Annotated in this window: 25 protein-coding genes; 23 read left to right on the top strand and 2 right to left on the bottom strand. The window is 72.7% G+C overall.

Going from position 1 to position 22,360, the window contains the following annotated elements:
* The first annotated feature begins 18 nt into the window (after positions 1–18).
* On the top strand, positions 19–702 hold the full coding sequence (locus tag IC607_RS08250; protein ID WP_370526086.1) for an HAD family hydrolase: 684 nt from the start codon (positions 19–21) through the stop codon (positions 700–702).
* Positions 703–764: 62 nt separating this feature from the next.
* On the top strand, positions 765–1,112 hold the full coding sequence (locus tag IC607_RS08245; protein WP_191786848.1) for a hypothetical protein: 348 nt from the start codon (positions 765–767) through the stop codon (positions 1,110–1,112).
* Between the two features lie 18 nt (positions 1,113–1,130).
* On the opposite strand, the gene IC607_RS08240 is transcribed toward IC607_RS08245, so the two are convergent.
* Positions 1,131–2,003, bottom strand: coding sequence for a PD-(D/E)XK nuclease family protein (locus IC607_RS08240; RefSeq protein WP_191787070.1), 873 nt, complete (start codon positions 2,001–2,003; stop codon positions 1,131–1,133).
* Between the two features lie 222 nt (positions 2,004–2,225).
* Here IC607_RS08240 and IC607_RS08235 point away from each other — a divergent pair, with 222 nt between their 5' ends.
* The 11 genes from IC607_RS08235 (at position 2,226) to hisF (ending at position 13,566) form a co-directional block, all read left to right on the top strand.
* The gene (locus IC607_RS08235; RefSeq protein ID WP_370526085.1) at positions 2,226–2,774 is read left to right on the top strand and encodes a universal stress protein; all 549 of its coding nucleotides are present in this window, start codon (positions 2,226–2,228) and stop codon (positions 2,772–2,774) included.
* Positions 2,775–2,796: 22 nt separating this feature from the next.
* Complete coding sequence (locus IC607_RS08230) at positions 2,797–3,930, top strand: site-2 protease family protein (protein WP_191786847.1); 1,134 nt, start codon at positions 2,797–2,799, stop codon at positions 3,928–3,930.
* 106 nt (positions 3,931–4,036) lie between these two features.
* On the top strand, positions 4,037–5,059 hold the full coding sequence (locus IC607_RS08225) for a tRNA (adenine-N1)-methyltransferase (protein ID WP_191786846.1): 1,023 nt from the start codon (positions 4,037–4,039) through the stop codon (positions 5,057–5,059).
* A 134-nt stretch (positions 5,060–5,193) separates the two neighbouring features.
* Complete coding sequence (gene arc, locus IC607_RS08220) at positions 5,194–6,825, top strand: proteasome ATPase (protein ID WP_191786845.1); 1,632 nt, start codon at positions 5,194–5,196, stop codon at positions 6,823–6,825.
* A gap of 99 nt (positions 6,826–6,924) precedes the next feature.
* A complete protein-coding gene (gene dop, locus IC607_RS08215; RefSeq protein WP_370526084.1) occupies positions 6,925–8,532 on the top strand; it encodes a depupylase/deamidase Dop in 1,608 nt (535 codons plus the stop codon).
* Positions 8,533–8,655: 123 nt separating this feature from the next.
* A complete protein-coding gene (locus IC607_RS08210) occupies positions 8,656–8,850 on the top strand; it encodes a ubiquitin-like protein Pup (protein ID WP_191786844.1) in 195 nt (64 codons plus the stop codon).
* A 6-nt stretch (positions 8,851–8,856) separates the two neighbouring features.
* Positions 8,857–9,696, top strand: coding sequence for a proteasome subunit beta (gene prcB / locus IC607_RS08205; protein ID WP_191786843.1), 840 nt, complete (start codon positions 8,857–8,859; stop codon positions 9,694–9,696).
* The gene (prcA, locus tag IC607_RS08200) at positions 9,693–10,391 is read left to right on the top strand and encodes a proteasome subunit alpha (protein ID WP_191786842.1); all 699 of its coding nucleotides are present in this window, start codon (positions 9,693–9,695) and stop codon (positions 10,389–10,391) included. The genes prcB and prcA overlap by 4 nt, the downstream gene beginning before the upstream one ends.
* 51 nt (positions 10,392–10,442) lie before the next feature.
* The gene (pafA, locus tag IC607_RS08195; RefSeq protein ID WP_191786841.1) at positions 10,443–11,804 is read left to right on the top strand and encodes a Pup--protein ligase; all 1,362 of its coding nucleotides are present in this window, start codon (positions 10,443–10,445) and stop codon (positions 11,802–11,804) included.
* 59 nt (positions 11,805–11,863) lie between these two features.
* A complete protein-coding gene (locus IC607_RS08190) occupies positions 11,864–12,799 on the top strand; it encodes an FKBP-type peptidyl-prolyl cis-trans isomerase (RefSeq protein WP_370526083.1) in 936 nt (311 codons plus the stop codon).
* Positions 12,796–13,566: an imidazole glycerol phosphate synthase subunit HisF gene (hisF, locus tag IC607_RS08185; protein WP_191786840.1), complete on the top strand. Its 771-nt coding sequence runs from the start codon at positions 12,796–12,798 to the stop codon at positions 13,564–13,566. Before IC607_RS08190 ends, hisF begins: the two co-directional genes overlap by 4 nt.
* Before the next feature lie 5 nt (positions 13,567–13,571).
* Here the strand turns inward: hisF and IC607_RS08180 are convergent, their stop codons facing one another.
* On the bottom strand, positions 13,572–14,219 hold the full coding sequence (locus tag IC607_RS08180) for a TIGR03085 family metal-binding protein (protein ID WP_191786839.1): 648 nt from the start codon (positions 14,217–14,219) through the stop codon (positions 13,572–13,574).
* A 90-nt stretch (positions 14,220–14,309) separates the two neighbouring features.
* Here IC607_RS08180 and hisI point away from each other — a divergent pair, with 90 nt between their 5' ends.
* From hisI to lgt, 10 genes are all read left to right on the top strand, one after another.
* Positions 14,310–14,720 carry a phosphoribosyl-AMP cyclohydrolase gene (gene hisI, locus IC607_RS08175; protein WP_370526082.1) on the top strand — a complete coding sequence of 137 codons (411 nt, stop codon included), beginning with the start codon at positions 14,310–14,312 and terminating at the stop codon, positions 14,718–14,720.
* The gene (locus IC607_RS08170; protein WP_191786837.1) at positions 14,717–16,279 is read left to right on the top strand and encodes an anthranilate synthase component I; all 1,563 of its coding nucleotides are present in this window, start codon (positions 14,717–14,719) and stop codon (positions 16,277–16,279) included. The genes hisI and IC607_RS08170 overlap by 4 nt, the downstream gene beginning before the upstream one ends.
* Positions 16,276–16,908 carry a Trp biosynthesis-associated membrane protein gene (locus IC607_RS08165; RefSeq protein ID WP_191786836.1) on the top strand — a complete coding sequence of 211 codons (633 nt, stop codon included), beginning with the start codon at positions 16,276–16,278 and terminating at the stop codon, positions 16,906–16,908. Before IC607_RS08170 ends, IC607_RS08165 begins: the two co-directional genes overlap by 4 nt.
* Positions 16,909–16,975: 67 nt before the next feature.
* Entirely contained in the window at positions 16,976–17,281 is a 306-nt protein-coding gene (locus IC607_RS08160) for an HGxxPAAW family protein (RefSeq protein WP_191786835.1), read from the top strand.
* A 118-nt stretch (positions 17,282–17,399) separates the two neighbouring features.
* Positions 17,400–17,888 (top strand): CD225/dispanin family protein, encoded by a 489-nt coding sequence (locus IC607_RS08155; protein ID WP_191786834.1) that lies wholly within the window; start codon positions 17,400–17,402, stop codon positions 17,886–17,888.
* Positions 17,889–17,907: 19 nt separating this feature from the next.
* On the top strand, positions 17,908–18,366 hold the full coding sequence (locus IC607_RS08150) for a DUF2752 domain-containing protein (protein ID WP_191786833.1): 459 nt from the start codon (positions 17,908–17,910) through the stop codon (positions 18,364–18,366).
* A 138-nt stretch (positions 18,367–18,504) separates the two neighbouring features.
* Positions 18,505–19,317, top strand: coding sequence for an indole-3-glycerol phosphate synthase TrpC (gene trpC / locus IC607_RS08145; protein WP_191786832.1), 813 nt, complete (start codon positions 18,505–18,507; stop codon positions 19,315–19,317).
* Positions 19,314–20,597: a tryptophan synthase subunit beta gene (trpB, locus tag IC607_RS08140; protein ID WP_191786831.1), complete on the top strand. Its 1,284-nt coding sequence runs from the start codon at positions 19,314–19,316 to the stop codon at positions 20,595–20,597. Before trpC ends, trpB begins: the two co-directional genes overlap by 4 nt.
* The gene (gene trpA / locus IC607_RS08135; protein WP_191786830.1) at positions 20,594–21,412 is read left to right on the top strand and encodes a tryptophan synthase subunit alpha; all 819 of its coding nucleotides are present in this window, start codon (positions 20,594–20,596) and stop codon (positions 21,410–21,412) included. Before trpB ends, trpA begins: the two co-directional genes overlap by 4 nt.
* Entirely contained in the window at positions 21,409–22,272 is an 864-nt protein-coding gene (gene lgt, locus IC607_RS08130) for a prolipoprotein diacylglyceryl transferase (protein WP_191786829.1), read from the top strand. Before trpA ends, lgt begins: the two co-directional genes overlap by 4 nt.
* Positions 22,273–22,360: the final 88 nt, after the last annotated feature.

Below are 22,360 nucleotides of genomic sequence, written 5' to 3'. Positions count from 1 at the left end.
GATTCGTAGGATGGTCCGGTGCCCCCCTCGATCGCGAAACTGCCCGCTGCCGTCCTGTGGGACATGGACGGCACCCTCGTCGACACCGAGCCGCTGTGGATCGCCGCGGAGACGGAGCTGGTGACGGCGCACGGCGGGACGTGGTCGCACGACGACGGCCTCAAGATGGTCGGCAACCCGATGGCCGTCACCGCCCAGACGCTGCACGACCGCGGTGTCGACCTGCCGCTGGACGAGATCGTCGACTTCCTCAACGTCCGGGTCGCGGCGGGCGTCGCGCGCCGCACCCCGTGGCAGCCCGGGGCGCGCGAGCTGCTCGACGCCCTGGCGGCGGCCAACGTGCCGATGGCGCTGGTGACGTCGTCGTGGCGACGGCTCGCGGAGCCGTTCGCGCGGGTGGCGGGCTGCTTCGACGTCGTCGTGGCGGGCGACGACGTCGTCAACAAGCCGGATCCGGCGCCATACCTGCGGGCCGCCGAGCTGCTCGGTGTCCCGATCGAGGAGTGCGTGGCCGTCGAGGACTCCCGCACGGGGATCACGTCGGCCCTCGCGTCGGGTGCGCGGACCGTGGGTGTCGAGGTGTTCCAGCCGGTGGAGCCCCGCCCGGGGCTCGTCCGGATCACCGACCTGCGTGCGCTGGACCTGCCTCGGTTGGCCGCTCTGGTCGCCGGTGACGTCGCGAGCGACGGCATTCGGGCGTAGCTCCCGCGGCGCGCCGCGCGGCGAGTTTGGCAACCACAGGTTCCGTCGGTACGGTCACCGCCGTGATCCCGAGCGTCGACGCCTACGAGCTGGTGGCACCCCGTGCCGCCGCCGGGTCGTGCCGCGCCGGCAAGGACGCTCCGGGGGTGGGGCGTCAGGTCTGGGCGGGTGTCGTGGGCCTCAGCGCGACGTACACGATGAGCTGCGTCGTCGCGGACGGGACGAGTGCTGCGCCCGGCTCGCTGCCCCACCAGGTGTCGTGGGCGGTGCGGCTCTCCGACCTGCGCACGGTGCTGACGCGCTCGATCTTCGAGTACGCGATCGTGCCCGGCCTGTTCGTCGTGCTCAGCTGCGCCGTCGGTGCGCTCTGGCTGGGCCAGCAGGTCGCCGCCCGCACCGGGTTGCGCTAGCGACGTGCGCGCGGCCGCCTACGCGGCCGATCCGACGACGACACCCGTCGCCCGCTCGACCGCACCCTCCGGGACCTCGGGAGGAGTGCCGCCGAACGCCGGGCAGATCGTCTTGAACGAGCACCAGTCGCACAGTCGCGACGTGCGTGGGCGCCACTGACCGCTGCGGGCCGTGTCCTGGATCCCCGCCCAGATCGAGCGGATGCGCGCCTCGAACGTCGCCATCTCGGCCTCGCTCGGTTCGTGCTGCACCACCACGCCGTCGCCGAGGTACTCGAGCTGCAGCCGTTTCGGCAGGACGCCTCGGGTCTTCCAGAGGACGAACGCGTAGAACCTCATCTGGAACAGCGCCGAGCTCTCGAACCCGGCACGCGGTGACCGCCCCGTCTTGTAGTCGACGACCCGGACCCATCCGTTCGGTGCGACGTCGACGCGGTCGACGATGCCGCGCAGCTGCGGGCCGTCGTCGAGGTCGACAGAGACCTGGACCTCACGCTCTGCGGGCTCGAGCCGCGTCGGGTCCTCCAGGCCGAAGTACGTGCCGAGCAGAGCCTGCGCGCTGACCAGCCACTCAGCCAACGCCGCCGGCTCCTCGAACAGATCAGCCACCTGCGGCGAGTGCTCCCGCAGCTCGGCCCACTGCGGACTCACCAGACCGTGCGCCGCCTCCAGCGTGCGCTGGGGTGCCGGCAGGTCGAAGAGCCGCTCGAGGACCGCGTGCACGAGCGTGCCGCGCGCCGCGGCCGGGCTCGGCGGCTCGGGCAGCCGGTCGATGACGCGGAACCGGTACAGCTGGGGGCACTGCAGGAAGTCGTTGGCGCGCGACGGCGACAGGCCGGGCCGCGACGGCGGGCGCGCGGGCTGCTCGTCCGCCCCGGGGTGCGCCACCAGTGCGTCGTCGACCGCCTCCTCGACGACGGCCTCCCGCACGTCGATGGTCGCGTCCTGGTCCACCTCGCTGCTGCTCACGCCCGCAGACTAGGCGCCACCGCCCACACGAACCGCACGGACGCGCGTGCGAGGCGACCGCCCGGCCGATCGACCGGCCGACCCGGACCCGCGCGCGTAGGCTCGGGACGTGCGACGACGCGCGACGATCGGAGGCGACGCGAGGTGGACGGCTCGACGGTCCCGCAGCCGGGGGTCGACCGGATGGTCCCGGTCGAGGGGCACGCGGTGGTCGTGGGCGTCACCCCGGACCAGCCTCCCCTCGTCGCGCTGACCGCCCTGGCGCTGGCCCGGGCCGTCGACGCCTCGGCGGTCCACTTCGCGTACGCCGACACCTCCCGCTACGTGGTCGCCGAGGGCCTCGACGGCACGGTGCAGCACGCACCCGTCGACCCCGACTCCGCCGACGACACGTGGCAGGACGTGCGCGACCGGCTGCGAGCGGCGCTGACGGACGTCGTCGGCACGGGCGGACCGCCCTGGGAGCTGCACTACCTGGCCGGACGGCCGGACCGTGCGCTCACGCACCTGGCTCGTGCGGTGGACGCCGGAGTCCTGGTCGTGGGGACCCGGGCGCCGGGCTCGGCGGCTCGCGTCCGGGAGTTCTTCGAGGGGTCGGTCGCCGTGCACCTCGCTCAGCACCAGCACCGGCCCGTGCTGACGGTGCCGCTGCGCGTCGTCGACTGGAAGGTGGGCCGCAACGCGTGGCAGTAGCCGCGCCGCCTACGCTGGGCCGATGAGCACCCCTCGCCCGCCCGCACGCCGCACCCAGGGTTGGGTGATCGGACGCGTGGTCGGCGCGCCGGTCATCCTGGCGCCGAGCTGGCTGATCGCGGCCGTGGTGCTGACGCTGGTGTTCGCGCCGAGCGTGCGGGCCCGCTCGGACGCGTCCTCGCCGGTCGTCTACGCGGTCGCCGCCGCGTTCGTCGTGCTGCTGTTCGGCTCGGTCCTCGTCCACGAGCTCGCGCACGGCCTGGTCGCGCGGGCGCGCGGGCAGCAGCCCCACGAGTTCGTCCTGACGCTGTGGGGTGGACACACGTCGTTCGGCGGGGGCGCGCCCACGCCGGCGACCAGCGCACTGGTCGCCGCGGTCGGCCCGTTCGCCAACCTGGTCCTCGCGGTGGCCTTCCTCGGCGCCGCCCACCTCGTCGACCCCTGGTCCGTGGGCGGCCTGCTGCTGTACTCCGGAGCCATCTCGAACGGGTTCGTCGCGGTCTTCAACATGATCCCCGGGCTGCCGCTCGACGGCGGGCGCGTGCTCGAGGCCGCCGTCTGGGCCGCCACCAAGAACCGCCACACCGGCACGGTCGCGGCCGGGTGGGTGGGGCGGATCTTCGCTGTCCTGCTCTTCGCGTGGGCGCTGGCGTGGCCGCTGGTGCGCGGCGTCCAGCCCGACCTCGTCAACGTGGTGTGGACGGCATTCATCGCCGCGTTCCTGTGGGCGGGCGCCACTGCGTCGGTGCGCAGCGGGAAGACCGAGAAGGCCGTGCACCACCTGACGCTCGGTGCGATCGCCACGCCCGCCGTCGGGGTGCCGCACGACGACTCGGTCGCGCACGCCGGGGCCACCGCAGCGGGTGTCGGCGCCCAGGAGGTCGTGCTTCTCTCGCCCGACGGCCGCCCCGCGGCCTACGTCGACCGCTCCGCCGCAGCCGCCGTGCCGCACGTCGCGGCAGGCTCGACACCGCTGAGCTCCGTCGCCGTCACGCTGCCCGTCGGTTCCACCGTCGACGGGACCTTGACCGGGCAGGCGCTCGTCCAGGCGATCGGGGCGGCGACGCGCACGTCCCCGGTCGTGGTCGCGATGGTCGACGGACGCGTCGTCGGCCTGATCAGGGCCACGGACGTCATCGCGGCCATCCGCGCCTGACCGGTTCGACGATCCCGTCGACGACCAGGCCGACGAGCAGGTCGTCGAGCAGGTCGGCGATCGGGCCGGCGCTGGGGTCGGCACAGGACGCCTAGACTCGTCGCCCGTGACCCACGACGAGAACGCGACCACCCCCGCCCCGACGGGCGCCGCGCAGCGGCGCGGACTGCTCCGGGTGGGTGACCGCGTCCAGCTCACGGACCCGCGCGGCCGGCTGCACACGATCACGCTCGCCGAGGAGGCCACGTTCCACACCCACCGCGGGTACTTCCGGCACGAGGACCTCATCGGTGCGCCCGAGGGCACGGTGGTCCGGAACACCGGCGGCATCGAGTACCTGGCGCTGCGCCCGCTGCTCGCCGACCACGTGCTGTCGATGCCGCGCGGAGCAGCCGTGGTCTACCCCAAGGACGCCGGCCAGATCGTCACGATGGCCGACATCTACCCGGGCGCGCGCGTCATCGAGGCGGGCGTCGGGTCCGGCGCGCTGACGATGTCGCTGCTGCGTGCCGTCGGCGACGGTGGCTCGGTCCACTCCATCGAGCGCCGCGAGGACTTCGCGGCGATCGCGCGGGGCAACGTCGAGGGCTTCTTCGGCGGTCCCCACCCCGCATGGGAGCTGTCGGTGGGAGACCTCGCCGACGTCCTCCCGACGGTCGCCGAGCCCGGCAGCGTCGACCGCGTCGTGCTCGACATGCTCGCGCCCTGGGAGAACCTCGAGGTCGCGGCGGACGCGCTCGCCCCCGGCGGCGTGCTGGTCTGCTACGTCGCCACGACCACGCAGCTCTCGCGGCTCGCGGAGGACATCCGCACCGACGGGCGCTACACCGAGCCGCAGGCGTGGGAGTCGATGGTCCGCGGCTGGCACCTCGAGGGCCTCGCCGTCCGGCCCGAGCACCGCATGATCGGGCACACCGGGTTTCTGCTGACCACGCGGCGGCTCGCCGACGGTGTCGAGGCGCCGCTGCGTCGTCGTCGGCCCGCGAAGGGTGCCTACCCCGTGGCCGCGGACGGCGCGCCCGTCGAGGACGCCGAGCTGTGGACGCCCGAGGCGCTGGGCGAGCGCGAGGTGTCCGACAAGAAGATCCGCAAGGTGCGCCGCGACGTGGGTCAGGCGCCCGAAGCCTGATCCGGCGTCCACCGGCTGGACGGTTCGTCACGGTCCGGACACAAGTCGGTGCGCCGACGATCCCGTGTTTGACTTGCATGGTTAGGGTGCAAGACCGGCGGCCCTCCAGCCGCCACGACGGGAGGAGGCCGACCGTGACCGAACCCAGCCCCGGATACGAGCTGCACCGCGAGCTCACCCTGCTCGCCGCCAAGAACGAGCGGCTCAGCGAGGCCCTGGTGGCAGCACGGCAGCAGATCGTCGAGCTCAAGCGTCAGGTCGACGACCTCGCCAAGCCTCCCGGCACGTACGCCACGTTCCTCGCTGCCCGCTCCGACGGCACGGTCGACATCGTCTCCGCCGGACGCAAGATGCACGTCGGCGCCAGCCCGGCCCTGGACGTCGATCGCCTGCAGCCCGGCCAGGAGGTCATGCTCAACGAGGCCCTCACGGTCGTCGAGGCCGGCGGGTACGAGAAGGTCGGCGAGATCGTCACCGTCAAGGAGATGATCGGCGACGACCGCGCGCTGGTGGTCGGACGCGGTGACGAGGAGCGCGTGGTCCGCTTCGCCGGCCAGGTCCGCCAGGGCGGCGCCCGGATCGGCGACGCGCTGACGATCGACTCGCGCTCGGGGTTCGTCTTCGAGGTGATCCCGCGTGCCGAGGTCGAGGACCTGGTCCTCGAGGAGGTCCCCGACATCGCGTACGAGGACATCGGGGGCCTGGGCCCGCAGATCGAGGCGATCCGCGACGCGGTCGAGCTGCCGTTCCTGCACCCCGAGCTGTTCCGCGAGCACGGCCTCAAGCCGCCCAAGGGCGTCCTGCTGTACGGGCCGCCCGGATGCGGCAAGACGCTCATCGCCAAGGCCGTCGCGCACTCCTTGGCGGCGACCGCGGCGGCCGCCCGCGGGGACGACGCCGCCGACGTTCGCAGCTTCTTCCTCAACGTCAAGGGCCCCGAGCTGCTCAACAAGTACGTCGGTGAGACCGAGCGGCACATCCGCCTCATCTTCGCTCGTGCCCGGGAGAAGGCGTCGCAGGGGCACCCCGTGGTCGTGTTCTTCGACGAGATGGAGTCGCTGTTCCGCACCCGCGGCACCGGCGTCTCGAGCGACGTCGAGACGACGATCGTGCCGCAGCTCCTGGCCGAGATCGACGGCGTCGAGCGGCTCGAGAACGTCATCGTCATCGGCGCCTCCAACCGCGAGGACATGATCGACCCCGCCATCCTGAGGCCCGGCCGCCTGGACGTGAAGATCAAGATCGAGCGCCCCGACGCCGAGGGCGCGCGCGAGATCTTCGGCAAGTACCTGACCGCCGGGCTGCCGATCCACGAGGACGACCTGGCCGAGAACGGCGGTTCGTCGGCCGCGGCCGTCGACGCGATGGTCGCGCGCGTCGTCGAGCGCATGTACACCGAGAGCGAGGAGAACCGCTTCCTCGAGGTGACCTACGCGAGCGGCGACAAGGAGGTCCTGTACTTCAAGGACTTCAACTCGGGCGCCATGATCCAGAACGTCGTCGACCGCGCCAAGAAGTCGGCCATCAAGGACCTGCTGTCCACCGGGCAGCGCGGCATCCGGGTGGACCACCTGCTCACGGCGTGCGTGGACGAGTTCAAGGAGAACGAGGACCTGCCCAACACGACCAACCCCGACGACTGGGCACGCATCTCCGGCAAGAAGGGGGAGCGCATCGTGTTCATCCGCACGATCGTCCAGGGCAAGAAGGGCACCGAGGGCTCGCGCACGATCGAGAACGTGACGAGCACCGGGCAGTACCTGTAGGCACCCGTAGGCGCAGCAGGACGTCCGACGAGGGCGCGTCACCGGCCGCGGGCTGGGACGCGCCCTCGTCGTCGACGCGCTCCGGCCTAGGGTGATCACGTGAGCGTGCGTCGCGTGATGGGCATCGAGACCGAGTACGGCATCCTGCAGCCGGGGCGGCCGATGGCGAACCCGATGCTGCTCTCGAGCCACGTCGTGGCCGTGCACGCGGCGGCCCGCGAGGGGGCGCGCGCCAAGGCGCGGTGGGACTACGACGACGAGGACCCCCTGCACGACGCGCGCGGGTTCCGTCTGCAGCGCGCCTCGGCGCACCCGTCGCAGCTGACCGACGACCCGGCGCGCCCCGCCCCGTCGGGGGACGGGCCGCAGGAGGTCGAGCGGCCGGCCGTCGAGGAGTACGAGGACCCGGGCGCGGCCAACGTCATCCTCACCAACGGGGCTCGCCTGTACGTCGACCACGCCCACCCCGAGTACTCGTCGCCCGAGGTCACCAACCCGCTCGACGCGGTGCGCTGGGACCGTGCGGGCGAGCAGGTGATGCTCGCGTCGGTCCGCACGCTCATGTCCAACCCTGCGCTGCCCGACGTCACGCTCTACAAGAACAACGTCGACGGCAAGGGCGCCACGTACGGGACGCACGAGAACTACCTCGTCGACCGGGCCGTGCCGTTCAACGACCTCGCCGCGCGCCTCATGCCGTTCCTCGTCACGCGCCAGGTCTTCACCGGCGCCGGGCGCGTGGGGATCGGGCAGCGCGGTGAGCGGGCAGGGTTCCAGCTCTCGCAGCGGGCCGACTACGTCGAGGCGGAGATCGGGCTCGAGACGACGCTGCGCCGGCCCATCGTCAACACGCGCGACGAGCCGCACGCCGACCCTGACCGGTGGCGTCGGCTGCACGTCATCGTCGGCGACGCCACGATGCTGGAGGTCGCCACCTACCTGCGCCTCGGCACCGCGTCGCTCGTGCTGTGGCTGATCGAGCGCGCCGTCGCCGAGGGCGGGGCCGGGGGAGCGCTCGGTGCGATCGACCGGCTGGCGCTGCGCGACCCCGTGCAGGCGACGCACGTCGTCAGCCACGACCTCACGCTGACCCAGCGCCTGGACCTCGCCGACGGTCGTCGGCTGACGGCCCTGGAGATCCAGCGCGAGTACCTCGGCGCGGTGCGGGCCGCGATGGCCCACGTGGGCGGAGAGGTCGACGACCAGACGGCCGACGTCATGACGCGCTGGGAGTCGCTGCTGACGCGGCTGGCCGACGACCCCGCGTCGTGCGCGCGCGAGGTCGAGTGGCTCGCCAAGCTGCGGCTGATGGAGGGGATGCGCCGACGCGACCAGATCGCGTGGGACCACCCGCGCCTCGCGGCGGTCGACCTGCAGTGGTCGGACCTGCGCCCGGAGCGGGGGCTCTACCACCGCCTCGTCGCGGCCGGGGCCGTCGAGCTGCTCGTCACGCCCGAGCAGGTCGACGAGGCCGTCGGGCACCCGCCGGTCGACACGCGCGCGTACTTCCGGGGCGAGGCCGTGGCCCGCTACCCGGGGGAGATCTCGGCGGCGTCCTGGGACTCGATCGTCTTCGACGTGCCCGGTGCCAGCACCCTGCAGCGCGTCCCCATGCGCGACCCGCTGCGGGGAACCCGCGCGCACGTCGGCGCCCTGCTCGACGACTGCCACGACGCGCGGTCGCTGCTGGAGGCGCTCGGCGCGTGAGCCTCCCGCCTGTCCGGGTGGCGGGCGCGTCCGGCGGGAGTGTCGCAGGATGGGCCTAGGGTGGTGACCTGCGCAGGTGGACCGCGCAGGACTGCGACGGCAACGGACGCCAGGAGGTGCGTGATGGCTGGTCAGGAACGCGTGAACCCTCGTCGGAACGACGACGACCCGATCGACGACGCGGCCCCCGCTCCCGCAGCCCCGTCCGCCCAGGCGCGGGATGCCGAGGTCGACGCGCTGCTCGACGAGATCGACGACGTGCTGGAGTCCAACGCCGAGCAGTTCGTGCGCGGCTTCGTCCAGAAGGGCGGTCAGTGACGCCCGATGACGCCCGCTGACCCTGCCGCCTCGGGGCGACTGCCCCACGCGTTCACCACGCCGGGCTCCTCGTCGTTCGTCGACTTCCTCGCGGGCCACGCACCCGATCTCCTGCCGGGCAACCGTCCGCTGCCGGTGGGCGACGTGCAGGCGCCGCACGGCACCACGATCGTCGCGCTGACCTTCGACGGCGGCATGGTCATGGCCGGCGACCGCCGCGCGACCATGGGCTCGATGATCGCGAGCCGCGAGATCGAGAAGGTCTTCCCGGCCGACGAGTACTCGGCTGTCGGGATCGCCGGCACGGCCGGTCTCGCGGTCGAGCTGGTGCGCCTGTTCCAGCTGGAGCTCGAGCACTACGAGAAGATCGAGGGCAGCCTGCTCTCGCTCGACGGCAAGGCGAACCGGCTGTCCACGATGATCCGCGGGAACCTGGGCCTGGCGATGCAGGGTCTGGCGGTCGTGCCGTTGTTCGGCGGCTACGACCTTGACCGACACCTGGGCCGGATCTTCTCCTACGACGTCACGGGCGGCCGGTACGAGGAGCACGACCACCACGCGGTGGGGTCGGGCTCGGTGTTCGCGCGCGGTTCGCTCAAGAAGCTGTGGCGTCCCGGCATGGGCAGCGCGGACGCGGTGCGGGTCGCGGTCGAGGCCCTGGTGGACGCGGCCGACGACGACTCCGCGACCGGCGGTCCGGACAGCACGCGGCGCATCTGGCCCGTGGTCGCGACGGTCACCGAGGCCGGGTACCTGCGCGTGGGCGACGACGAGCTGGCCGCGGTGGCCGCCGCCTCGGAGGAACGCCGCCGCGCCACCCACACCGACCGCGGGGGTGCCCGATGAGCATGCCGTTCTACGTCTCGCCCGAGCAGCTCATGAAGGACCGGGCGGACTATGCCCGCAAGGGCATCGCGCGCGGGCGGTCCGTGGTCGTCGTGCAGTACGACGACGGGATCGCGTTCGCCACGGAGAACGCGTCCCGCGCCCTGCACAAGGTGTCCGAGATCTACGACCGCATCGCGTTCGCCGCGGTGGGCAAGTACAACGAGTTCGAGAACCTGCGCGTGGCGGGCGTCCGGTACGCCGACCTGCGCGGCTACTCCTACGACCGCGTCGACGTGACCGCCCGCGGTCTGGCGAACGCGTACGCGCAGACGCTCGGCACGGTGTTCACCACCGAGTCGAAGCCGCTGGAGGTCGAGCTCGTCGTGGCCGAGGTGGGTCGGACCATCGACGGCGACCAGATCTACCGGCTCGCGTACGACGGGTCCGTGACGGACGAGCACGGGTGGGTCGTGATGGGTGGCCAGGCCGAGCGGCTAGGCGCAGTCGTCGAGGAAGGGTGGCGGCCCGGCATGACGTTGCCGCAGGTCCTGGCGCTGGCGGTGCGGGCGCTGGGCACCCCGACGGACGAGGGAGGCCCGCAGCGCACGCTGCCCGCGGCGCAGCTCGAGGTCGCGGTCCTGGACCGCACCCGGCCGCGGCGTGCGTTCCGGCGGCTGACGGGGGCGCTGCTGGAGGACCTGCTGCAGGCCTGACGGACGGACGGACGGGCCGGTCGGCGACGGCCGGGGAGGTGAGGCGAAGGCATGGACAAGCGGATCTTCGGTCTGGAGACCGAGTACGGCGTGACGTGCGCCGCCCAGGACGGGCGCGGTCTGTCCGCGGACGAGGTGGCGCGCTACCTCTTCCGCAAGGTCGTCGCATGGGGCCGCTCGTCGAACGTCTTCCTGCGCAACGGCTCGCGCCTGTACCTGGACGTCGGCTCCCACCCGGAGTACGCCACCGCGGAGTGCGACGACGTCCGCCAGCTCATCACGCACGACCGCGCGGGCGAGCGGATCCTGGAGGGGCTGGTCGAGGACGCGCAGCAGCGGCTCGAGCACGAGGGTCTCCCGGGCCGCATCCACCTGTTCAAGAACAACACCGACTCGGCGGGCAACTCCTACGGCTGCCACGAGAACTACCTGGTGCGGCGGCAGGGCGACTTCGCGCGGCTCTCGGACGTGCTGGTCCCCTTCCTCATCACCCGGCAGGTCCTGACCGGTGCGGGCAAGGTGCTCACCACCCCGCGAGGTGCCGTCTACTGCCTCTCGCAGCGGGCGGACCACATCTGGGAGGCCGTCTCGAGCGCGACCACCCGCTCGCGCCCCATCATCAACACGCGCGACGAGCCGCACGCCGACGCCGAGCACTACCGCCGGCTGCACGTCATCGTCGGAGACTCCTCGATGGCCGAGCCCACCACCATGCTCAAGGTGGGTGCCACCGACCTGCTGCTGCGCATGATCGAGGCCGGGATCCCCATGCGGGACCTGTCCCTGGAGAACCCGATCCGCTCCATCCGCGAGATCAGCCACGACATGACGGGCAAGCACCCGGTCACGCTCGCCAACGGGCGCACGGCCACCGCGATCGAGCTTCAGGAGGAGTACCTGTCGCGGGTCGTCGACTTCGTCGACGCCCAGGGCGGCCCGACGCCGGAGACCAAGCAGGTGCTCGACCTGTGGGAGCGCGGGCTACGGGCGCTGGCCACCGGCGACCTGTCGCTCGTCGACCGCGAGCTGGACTGGGTCATCAAGTACAGGCTCATCGAACGGTACCGGGCCAAGCACGACCTGGAGCTGTCCGACGTGCGCGTGCAGCGGCTCGACCTCGCGTACCACGACATCTCGCGGTCGGAGGGCCTGTACAACCTCCTGGCGGCCAAGGGGCTGGTCGAGCGGGTCACCACGGATCTCGACGTGTTCGAGGCGACCGCGGTCCCGCCGCAGACCACGCGGGCCAAGCTGCGGGGCGACTTCGTGCGGGCGGCGCAGGACGCGCGCCGCGACTACACGGTCGACTGGGTGCACCTGAAGCTCAACGACCAGGCGCAGCGCACCGTGCTGTGCAAGGACCCGTTCCGGAACGTCGACGACCGCGTCGAACGGCTCATCGAGTCGATGTAGCGCGGTGCCTCGTCACCGGTCCGATCCCCCTCGGACCGGCCCCAGGTGCGCACCGTACAGTGTCGGCCGGATCGCCGACCGGCGACCGCGAGCAGGACGACGGAAGGTACGACGTGCGACGACTGCGGACCATCGTGACGGCCGCGCTGGTGGCAGCCCTCGCGCTGGCGGGGTGCTCCGACCAGCCGGACGTCCCGCCGGACGTCACGGTCTCGGGCGTTCCCGGTGCCGCGCCCACGATCACGTACCTGACGCCGCTGGACGTCTCCTCGACGTACCGCACCACGATCTGGCCAGGGACCGGCGCGGCCGTGGTCGACGACAAGCCCGTGCTCCTCGACTACTGGATCGAGGACTCCACCGACGCGTCGCTCGTGGACCAGAGCTACGCGAGCAGCCCGGTCACCCGGACCCTGAGCGAGGCGGACCTCGGCTCGGACCTGTACAAGACGATCGCCGGTCAGCGTGTGGGGGCGCGCCTGCTCCAGGTCAGCCCGGGGGGCGGGAGCGGCGGCGGGAGCAGCCCCACCGTGACCGTCGTCGACCTGCTGCCCGTGCGTGCGGACGGGCAGAAGGTGCCGGACGTTCGCAGCGACCTGCCCAAGGTGACGCTCGCGTCGAACGGTGAGCCGACGATCGAGCCGACGGGCAAGGCCGCGCCCACCGACCTGGTGACGCAGGCGCTGATCCGCGGTAGCGGGACCCAGGTGAGCGCGACCGACACGGTCACCGTCCAGTACACGGGGTTCTCGTGGAAGACCGGCGAGGCGTTCGACAGCACGTGGACCTCGGGCGTGCCCGTCTCGTTCTCCCTCGAGGACGTGCCGACGTGGGCGGAGGGTCTCGTCGACCAGCCCGCCGGGAGCCAGGTCATGCTCGTCGTGCCGCCGACCTACGCGCTGGGAGCCACCGAGAGCAAGGCGCTCAAGGGCCAGACGGTGGTCTTCGTCATCGATATCCTGGCCACCCGGACCCCCCAAGGAGCTGCGTCGTGACCCTCGCCCTGCGTGTGATCCCCTGCCTCGACGTCGATGCCGGCCGGGTGGTCAAGGGCGTGAACTTCGAGAACCTGCGCGACGCCGGTGATCCCGTCGAGCTCGCGCACCGCTACGACCTCGAGGGTGCCGACGAGCTGACGTTCCTCGACGTCTCCGCGTCGTCGGGCAACCGGGAGACGACGTACGACGTCGTGCGCCGCACGGCGGAGGAGATCTTCGTGCCGCTCACGGTCGGCGGGGGTGTGCGCGCGGTCGACGACGTCGACCGGCTGCTGCGCGCGGGTGCGGACAAGGTGGGCGTGAACACGGCCGCGATCGCGCGTCCCGAGCTGATCGCCGAGATCGCGCAGCGGTTCGGGAGCCAGGTGCTCGTCCTGTCGGTCGACGCCCGTCGCACGACGGGGGAGACGCGCACGGAGTCCGGGTACGAGGTCACCACGCACGGTGGCAGGCGTGGCACGGGCATCGACGCCGTGGCCTGGGCTGCGCGGGCCGCGGAGCTGGGCGCCGGCGAGATCCTGCTCAACTCCATGGACGCGGACGGGACGACGGCTGGTTTCGACCTCGAGATGCTGCGGGACGTCCGTGCGCAGGTCGCCGTGCCGTTGATCGCCAGCGGGGGAGCCGGCACGCCCGAGCACTTCGTCGAGGCCGCCCGCGCGGGCGCGGATGCGGTCCTGGCGGCGTCGGTCTTCCACTTCGGCACCCTGACCGTCGGTGACGTCAAGGCCGCGCTGCGGGACGCGGGCGTCACCGTCCGCTGACCGGCCTACGCGACGGGGAGCAGGGAGCGCAGCGCCGCGACGTCGGAGGGGTCGCCCTCGAGGTCGACGTCGGCCGCCGCACCCCGGCCGTGCACCCACATCAGCAGCTCGGCGACGGCACCGCGCACCACGACCGTGCCGCGTCCGCCGCCGGGTCCGCGCACGCGGCGACGCTGCCCGTCCTCGCGCACCAGCACCACGCCCACGCCGGCGCGGCGCAGGGGCAGCCGGGCGGTCTGCAGCAGCCGGCGCCACAGCTCGTCGACGAGGGCGGGGTCGAGCTCGCGCGGCGGCACGGGACCGTCGCCGCGACGCACGTCCTCGGTGTGCACGAAGAACTCGACGACGTTGGCCGCGTCTCCGGCCCACGACGTGGGGTGCCAGCGCGGTGGGCCGTCGGCGACGCGGGCGACCAGGTCGCGGAACGGGCCGTCGCCGGCCGCGCTCCGTGCGAGGTCGTCGATGGCGGCATCCGACCGTGCCGCGAGGGCAGGGACCGCGATCCCCGCGCCGACGGTGAGCGACGACTCCCGCAGGACCACGTGCGCGGCGAGGTGGCGTGACCGCCAGCCCTCGCACAGCGTCGGGGCGTCGGGGCCGGCGGCGAGCAGCGCGTCGGCGAGCTGGGCGCGCAGGATCGGGTGCCAGGTCATCCGCTCATGCTGGCACGTCCCGCTGCCGTGTGCCGACGGACGCGTGGGCACGCGACCACGGCACGTGCCCACGCGTGGCAGGATCGGCACGTGCCCGAGCCCACCCCCGCGAACACCGCACTCGACCCGACCGTCGCCACCCGCCTGAAGCGGGACGAGCACGGCCTCGTGGCAGCCGTCGTGCAGCAGCACGACAGCGGTGAGGTGCTGATGCTGGGCTGGATGGACGACGAGGCCGTGCACCGGACGCTCACGTCGGGGCGGGTGACGTTCTGGAGCCGCTCGCGGCAGGAGTACTGGCGCAAGGGCGACACGTCGGGCCACGCGCAGTACGTGAAGTCGGTGAGCGTCGACTGCGACGGGGACGCCCTGCTGGTGCAGGTGGACCAGGTGGGTGCGGCGTGCCACACGGGCACCCGCACGTGCTTCGAGGCCGGCGGAGCCCTGCCGGCGACCGTGGGGGAGCGGCCCGCGGCCGCACCCGAGGAGGGACACCGATGAGCGCGCCCGATCAGGCCGTCGTGGACGTCGAGGTCGGCTGGGGCACGACGTGGCCCGCGATCGAGACGTTCCGCGAGCTGGCGGCCGAGCGGCGCGTGATCCCCGTGGTGCGGCGCCTGCTGGCCGACGACACGACGCCCGTGGGGCTCTACCGGACGCTGGCCGGGGGGCGCCCGGGGACGTTCATCCTCGAGTCGGCCGAGAGCGACGGCACCTGGGGGCGGTACTCGTTCGTCGGCGTCACCGCGCGCGCGTCGCTGAGCGTGCGCGACGGTCGGGCAGCCTGGTCCGGCGACGTGCCGGTCGGTGTTCCCGCCGAGGGGGACGTGCTCGACGTGCTCGCCGAGACGCTCGACGTGCTGCGGACCCCCGCGCTGCCCGGGCTCCCGCCGCTGACCGGTGGACTGGTCGGTGCGCTGGGCTGGGACGTGGTCCGGCACTGGGAGCCGACCCTGCCGACCAAGGCGCCCGAGGAGCTCGACGTTCCCGAGCTCACGTTGCTGCTGGCCACCGACCTGGCGGTCGTCGACCACCACGACGGCTCGGTGTGGCTGATCGCCAACGCGATCAACTTCGACGACACGGACGCCCGGGTCGACGAGGCGCACGCCGACGCGGTCGCCCGCCTGGACGCCATGCAGGCGCAGCTGCTGCGGCCCACCGACCCCGGGGTGGCCGTCCTCGTGGAGGCGCCCGAGCCCGAGCTGCGCTTCCGCACCGCGCGCGACGAGTTCGAGCAGCAGGTCCGGTTCGGCAAGGAGGCCATCCGCGACGGCGAGGTCTTCCAGGTCGTCATCTCGCAGCGCCTCGACCTCGACTGCGAGGCCTCGCCGCTGGACGTCTACCGCGTGCTGCGGACCATCAACCCGAGCCCGTACATGTACTACGTGCAGCTCCAGGACCCGGACGGGCGCGACTTCGCCGTCGTCGGCTCCAGCCCGGAGACGCTGGTCAAGGTGAGCGACGGGCACGTCACGACGTTCCCGATCGCCGGCTCGCGCCCGCGCGGTGCGACGCCCGAGGAGGACCGCGCCCTGGCCGACGAAGTCCTCGCCGACCCCAAGGAGCGCTCCGAGCACATCATGCTCGTCGACCTGTCGCGCAACGACCTGGCCAAGGTCTGCGAGCCGAGCAGCGTCGAGGTCGTCGACTTCATGACGATCAACCGCTTCTCGCACATCATGCACATCACGTCGACGGTCGTCGGCCGTCTGCGTGCGGGTGCGACCGCGCTGCAGACCCTCAAGGCGACGTTCCCGGCGGGCACCCTGTCCGGTGCGCCCAAGCCGCGTGCGATCGCGTTGATCGACGAGGTGGAGCCCGCCCGCCGCGGCATCTACGGCGGCACGGTCGGGTACTTCGACTTCGCCGGGGACATGGACATGGCGATCGCGATCCGCACCGCGCTGATCCGCGACGGCCGCGCCAGCGTGCAGGCCGGTGGCGGGATCGTCGCGGACTCGGTGCCCGCGCTGGAGTACGAGGAGTCGCGGAACAAGGCGGCCGCCGCGGTCCGCGCGGTGCAGATCGCGTCGCGTCTTCGTCGGGCGCAGGCGTGACGGACGCCGGCACGCCCGACGGCCCTGCCCGGGCAGAGCCCGCTGAGCCCGCGACGCCCCCGGCCCGGCGGCGGTCCGGTCGGGGCCGCGCCGCGGGGGTCCTGCTGCTGCTCGCCGGCCTGGCGGGCGTCGTGTCGCTGCCGACGTGGTTCTCGACGACGGTCAGCACGGCGCTGGACCCGACCGTCGTGGTGCGGGCGAGCGGCGGTGACGTCGCCCCGGCGGTCCCCGCCGCCGCACTCGTGCTGCTGGCGTGCGCGGCGGCCGTGGCCCTGGTGGGCCGCGTCGCGCGGTGGGTCGTGGTCCTCGTCGTCGCACTGGCGGGTGTCCTGGTGGTCGCCGCGTCACTGCGCGCGCAGGCCGACCCGTGGGCGGCCGGTCTGCACCAGAAGGTGCTCACCGCGACGGGGGCCGGGCACGATGCGACCGCCGTCACGACCTCGGCGTGGCCCTACGTGGCGATCGTGGCAGGCGTCCTCGTCGTGCTCGCGGCCGGCTGGATCGCGCGTTCGTCCCGCTCGTGGCCGGGCCCGACGCGGCGGCACGAGGGCACCACCGGGCCTGCGGCGACGGTCGACGACGAGCGCTCGGCGTGGGACGCGTTGTCCCGGGGCGACGACCCGTCCTGACGTGCACGTGCGCGCCGGTGGCGTCCGCTAGGGTGAAGGCCGAACCACGCACGAAGGGCACCACCTGATGGCTGACAACACGCTCGCGCACCGCGCGCAGAACGCGACCACCACCGAGACGATGCAGCTGCCTCCCAGCGCGCCGCCCGTGAACCACGGCAAGACGCAGGCGGCCTGGGTCACGTGCTGGCTGATCGTCATCGGCGGCACCGTCGCCGGCCTGGGCGTGGCGTTCGCCTGGGTGTGGATGTTCTGGGCCGGTCTCGGCATCTGCGTGCTCGGCCTGGTCATCGGCGGCGTCATGAAGTCCATGGGCTTCGGTCAGGGCGGCGCCGCGACGATCGCGCGTGAGAAGACGCACGGCGGTCACTGACCCGTTCTGACCCGCCGGGGCGACCCGGTAACCCCTGCAGCACCGCTTCACGAGGCAACACCGACGTTTCTCGACGACCGCCGGCGCCGCCGGTGGCCGCACTGCCACAGGAGGACCGATGTCGACCCCGAACGAGCCGTACAACCCCGGCGAGCAGAACCCCGACGACCCGTTCCGCAAGCAGGACCCGAACGCCCCGACGCCGCCGCCCTACGGCTCGGCCCCGGAGCCCGGCGCCCCGCAGTACGGGAGCCCGCAGTACGGCGCTCCTCAGGGCGGTGCGCCCCAGTACGGTGCCCCGCAGTACGGCGCGCCGCAGTACCCGGGCGGCGGGACGGCCGGCTATGCCGCGCCGCCGCAGAACTACCTGGTCTGGGCGATCCTGTCGACGCTGTTCTGCTGCCTCCCGCTGGGCATCGTCTCGATCGTCTTCGCCGCGCAGGTGAACTCGAAGTACGCGGCGGGCGACGTCCAGGGCGCACTCGACTCCTCGCAGAAGGCGAAGAAATTCGCGATCTGGAGCGCGATCGCCGGTGTGGTCGTCGGCATCATCTACGGGATCCTCATCGCGGTCGGCGCGATGTCCAGCGACACCAGCAGCTTCTGACGGCGCCGGGGCGGTGGCGATGACGAGGACCGAGCAGGATCCCGTCGCCGACGCCGCCCCCGCTCCGCAGGGCACGACGTCGCGATCCCGCGCGCTCGTCGGACCTGTCGTCGCCGCGGTGGGGGCGATGGGTGCCCTGGCCGTGCTCGCGGCCGTCGACCCCAACAGCCCGGGGCACTACCCGACCTGCCCGTTCCTGTTCCTCACCGGCTGGTACTGCCCGGGCTGCGGTTCGCTGCGTGCGCTGCACGACCTGACCCAGCTCGACGTCGCCGGCGCGTGGGGCATGAACCCGCTGCTGGTGCTGGCCGTCCCGTTCGTCGTCGCGTCCTGGTTCGCGTGGCTGCTCCGGAGCGCGCGCGGGCGACCGCAGCGGCGGACGCTGCCCGCGGGCGTCATCGTCACGCTGCTCGTGGTCGTCGTCGCGTACGGCGTGTGCCGCAACATCCCCGCGCTCGCCCCCTGGCTCGCTCCCTGACCCGTCACCTCGCGGCGGTCCATCCCTCGGGCTGTGGTCGGGGTCACCTGCGCGCGCCCGTACGATGGCTGACGAACCCCCGCGACCGATGCTGGTCCGGCGGGGCGAGGTGACCATCGGGGGAGAGGTGAGACGTCGATGACCGTGCTGGACGAGATCGTCGCGGGTGTCCGGGAGGACCTCGCCGAGCGTCAGGCAGTGACGTCGCTCGACGACCTGAAGGCGGCCGCCGACAAGCGACCGTCGGCCATCGAGTGCATCAACCGGCTGCGTCTCGAGGACGCGGTGACAGTGATCGCCGAGGTCAAGCGGTCGAGCCCGAGCAAGGGCGCTTTGGCGTCGATCGCCGACCCCGCGGCGCTGGCCGCCGAGTACGAGAAGGGCGGCGCGAGCGTCATCTCGGTGCTCACGGAGCAGCGCCGGTTCCGCGGCTCGCTCGCCGACCTCGACGCGGTGCGCGCCAAGGTCGACATCCCCGTGCTGCGCAAGGACTTCGTCGTCACGCCGTACCAGGTGTGGGAGGCGCGCGCCCACGGTGCGGACCTCTGCCTGCTCATCGTCGCGGCGCTCGAGCAGACCGTGCTCGAGTCGCTGGTGGAGCGGGTCCACTCGCTGGGCATGACCGCGCTGGTCGAGGTGCACGACACCGAGGAGGTGGCACGGGCCGTCGACGCCGGTGCGCGTGTCATCGGCGTCAACGCGCGCAACCTCAAGTCGCTCGAGGTGGACCGCAACACGTTCGCGAAGGTGGCTCCGTCCATCCCGTCCGGGATCGTCAAGATCGCGGAGTCGGGCGTGCGTGGCCCGCACGACGTCATGGACTACGCCCGCGCCGGCGCGGACGGTGTCCTCGTCGGCGAGGCCCTGGTGACGGACGACGCCCCGCGCGAGTCGGTCGCCGACCTGGTCGCGGCGGGTGCCCACCCCTCGCTGCGGGCGGTGCGCCAGTGACCGGTCGTCCCGACGTCCAGCCCGAGCACTCGCGGGGTCGGCTCGCCACCCACGCGGGTCCGTACTTCGGTGACTTCGGCGGGCGGTTCGTCCCGGAGGCACTGATCGCCGCCCTCGACGAGCTCGACGTCAGCTATCACAAGGCGCTCACCGACCCGACGTTCGGTGCGGAGCTGGCCCGGCTGCACCGCACCTACACGGGCCGTCCCAGCCCGTTGACGGAGGTGCCGCGCTTCGCCGCGCACGTCGGCGAGGGTGTGCGCGTGTTCCTCAAGCGCGAGGACCTCAACCACACGGGCTCGCACAAGATCAACAACGTGCTGGGCCAGGCGTTGCTGGTCAAGCGCATGGGCAAGACGCGTGTGATCGCCGAGACGGGCGCCGGCCAGCACGGTGTCGCGACGGCAACGGCGGCGGCGCTCATGGACCTCGAGTGCACCATCTACATGGGCGAGGAGGACACCGAGCGGCAGGCCCTCAACGTCGCCCGCATGCGCCTGCTCGGCGCCGAGGTCATCCCGGTGACCATCGGCACCCGGACGCTCAAGGACGCGATCAACGAGGCGCTGCGCGACTGGGTCGCCAACGTCGAGACGACGCACTACCTGCTCGGCACGGTCACGGGACCGCACCCCTTCCCGGAGATGGTGCGCGACTTCCACAAGGTCATCGGCGAGGAGGCGCGGGCGCAGCTCGCCTCGGAGATCGGCCGGCTCCCGGACGCCGTCGTCGCCTGCGTGGGCGGCGGCTCCAACGCGATGGGCATCTTCAACGCGTTCCTCGACGACCCGGACGTGCGTCTGTTCGGCTTCGAGGCAGGCGGGCTCGGCATCTCGTCGGGCAAGCACGCCGCCCGGTTCTCCGGTGGTGAGCCGGGTGTGCTGCACGGCGCCAAGTCGTACCTCCTGCAGGACGACGACGGGCAGACGCTGCCCAGCCACTCGGTGTCCGCCGGCCTGGACTACCCGAGCGTCGGCCCGGAGCACGCGTGGCTGCACGACATCGGCCGCGCGCAGTACCGCCCGGTGAGCGACGACGAGGCCATGGAGGCCTTCCGTGTGCTCTGCCACACCGAGGGGATCATCCCGGCCATCGAGTCGGCGCACGCCCTGGCCGGGGCGATCGCCCTGGGCCGCGAGGCGCGCGAGTGGTCGGACGAGCCGGTGCTGCTCGTGAACCTCTCGGGACGCGGTGACAAGGACGTGGCGACCGCTGCCGCGTGGTTCGGCCTCATCGAGGACGAACCCACGGTGCTGGCCGACGAAGGAGAACAGCTGTGACGGTGGGGATCGCCTCCCAGGTGGGGGAGCGGCTCGACGGTCTGCGTGCCCAGGGGCGTGCGGGCCTGGTCGGCTACCTGCCGGTCGGGTACCCGACCGTGCCGGGGTCGGTCGACGCGGTGCGCACGATGATCGACGCGGGCGTGGACGTCGTGGAGCTGGGCATGCCCTACTCCGACCCGGTCATGGACGGGCCGCTCATCCAGCGCGCGGCCGACGCCGCGCTGCGAGGTGGGACCAAGGTCGCCGACACGATCCGCGCGGTCGAGCAGGTCGCGGGCCGTGGCGCCCCGATCCTGGTGATGACGTACTGGAACCTGGTGCTGCGGTACGGCGTCGACGCGTACGCGCGTGACCTGGCCTCCGCCGGCGGCGCGGGTCTCATCACGCCCGACTTGATCCCGGACGAGGCGGCTGACTGGATCGCCGCCTCCGACGAGCACGGCCTCGACCGTGTCTTCCTCGTCGCCCCGAGCTCGACCCCCGAGCGCCTCGCATCGACCTCCGCGGCCTCCCGCGGCTTCGTCTACGCGGCGTCGACGATGGGCGTCACGGGCCTGCGGGCGTCGGTCGGTCCCCGCGCGCAGGCGCTCGTGTCCGACACGCGAGCGGCGGGTGCCGAGCGCGTGTGCGTCGGAGTCGGCGTCTCGACGGCGGAGCACGCGGCCCAGGTCGCGTCGTACGCGGACGGCGTCATCGTCGGCTCGGCGCTGGTGCGCACGCTCGTCGACGCCCCGGACCCGGCAGCGGGCCTGGACGCGCTCGCCGCGCTGACGGCCGACCTGGCCACCGGCGTCGCGTCGGCCGCCCGATGATCGCGTCGATCCCCAGCCCGCCGCAAGCCGTCTGGCACCTGGGGCCGTTCCCGGTCCGCGCGTACGCGCTGGCGATCCTGGCCGGCATCGTCGTCGCCGTCTGGATGACGCGACGCCGGTGGGCGGCGCGCGGGGGAGACCCTGACACCATCCTGGAGATCTGCTTCTGGGCCGTGCCGTTCGGCATCGTCGGCGGCCGGATCTACCACCTGATCACCTCGCCCGACGAGTACTTCTACGCGGGTGGCCACCCGTGGCGCGCGTTCGCCATCTGGGAGGGCGGCCTCGGGATCTGGGGCGCGATCGCGTTCGGCGCGCTCGGGGCGTGGATCGGCGCCCGGCGCAACGGCGTCAAGCTGCCGCCGTTCGCGGACTCGGTGGCGCCCGGCCTGCTCGTGGCCCAGGCGATGGGTCGCGTCGGCAACTGGTTCAACCAGGAGCTCTTCGGCCGGGCGACGACGCTGCCGTGGGGCCTCGAGATCGACGACGAGCACCTGCGCCCCGGTGACCCCTCCGGCACGCTGTACCACCCGACGTTCCTGTACGAGCTGATCTGGAACCTCGGCGGTGCCGCCGTCCTCGTCTGGGCCGACCGCAGGTTCCGGCTGGGTCATGGTCGCGTGTTCTGGCTCTACGTGATGGTCTACACGAGCGGCCGGTTCTGGATCGAGCTGCTGCGTGTCGACGAGGCGCACCACGTCCTGGGACTGCGGATCAACGTCTGGACGTCGATCGTGGCGTTCGTCGGGGCGCTGGTAGCGTTCATCGTGGTCGGGCGCCGCCACCCTGGACGAGAGACGACCCTCCTGCTGGAACCCCCGGCCGAGCAGGACGACGAGAAGGCTGACGCCGACCGCTGACCCGCGGCGCCGTGTGAGCCACCTCACAAGGGGCGATGTGACCCGTCTTGTTTCCGGGTTGTATCGTCGCCACACGTCTGGGCCGACG

The sequence above is a fragment of the Cellulomonas sp. JH27-2 genome (genome assembly GCF_014837175.1).
Classification (GTDB): Bacteria; Actinomycetota; Actinomycetes; order Actinomycetales; family Cellulomonadaceae; genus Cellulomonas.
Note: the sequence above shows the minus strand (reverse complement) of the source record. Positions and strands in the feature narration are given on the sequence as shown.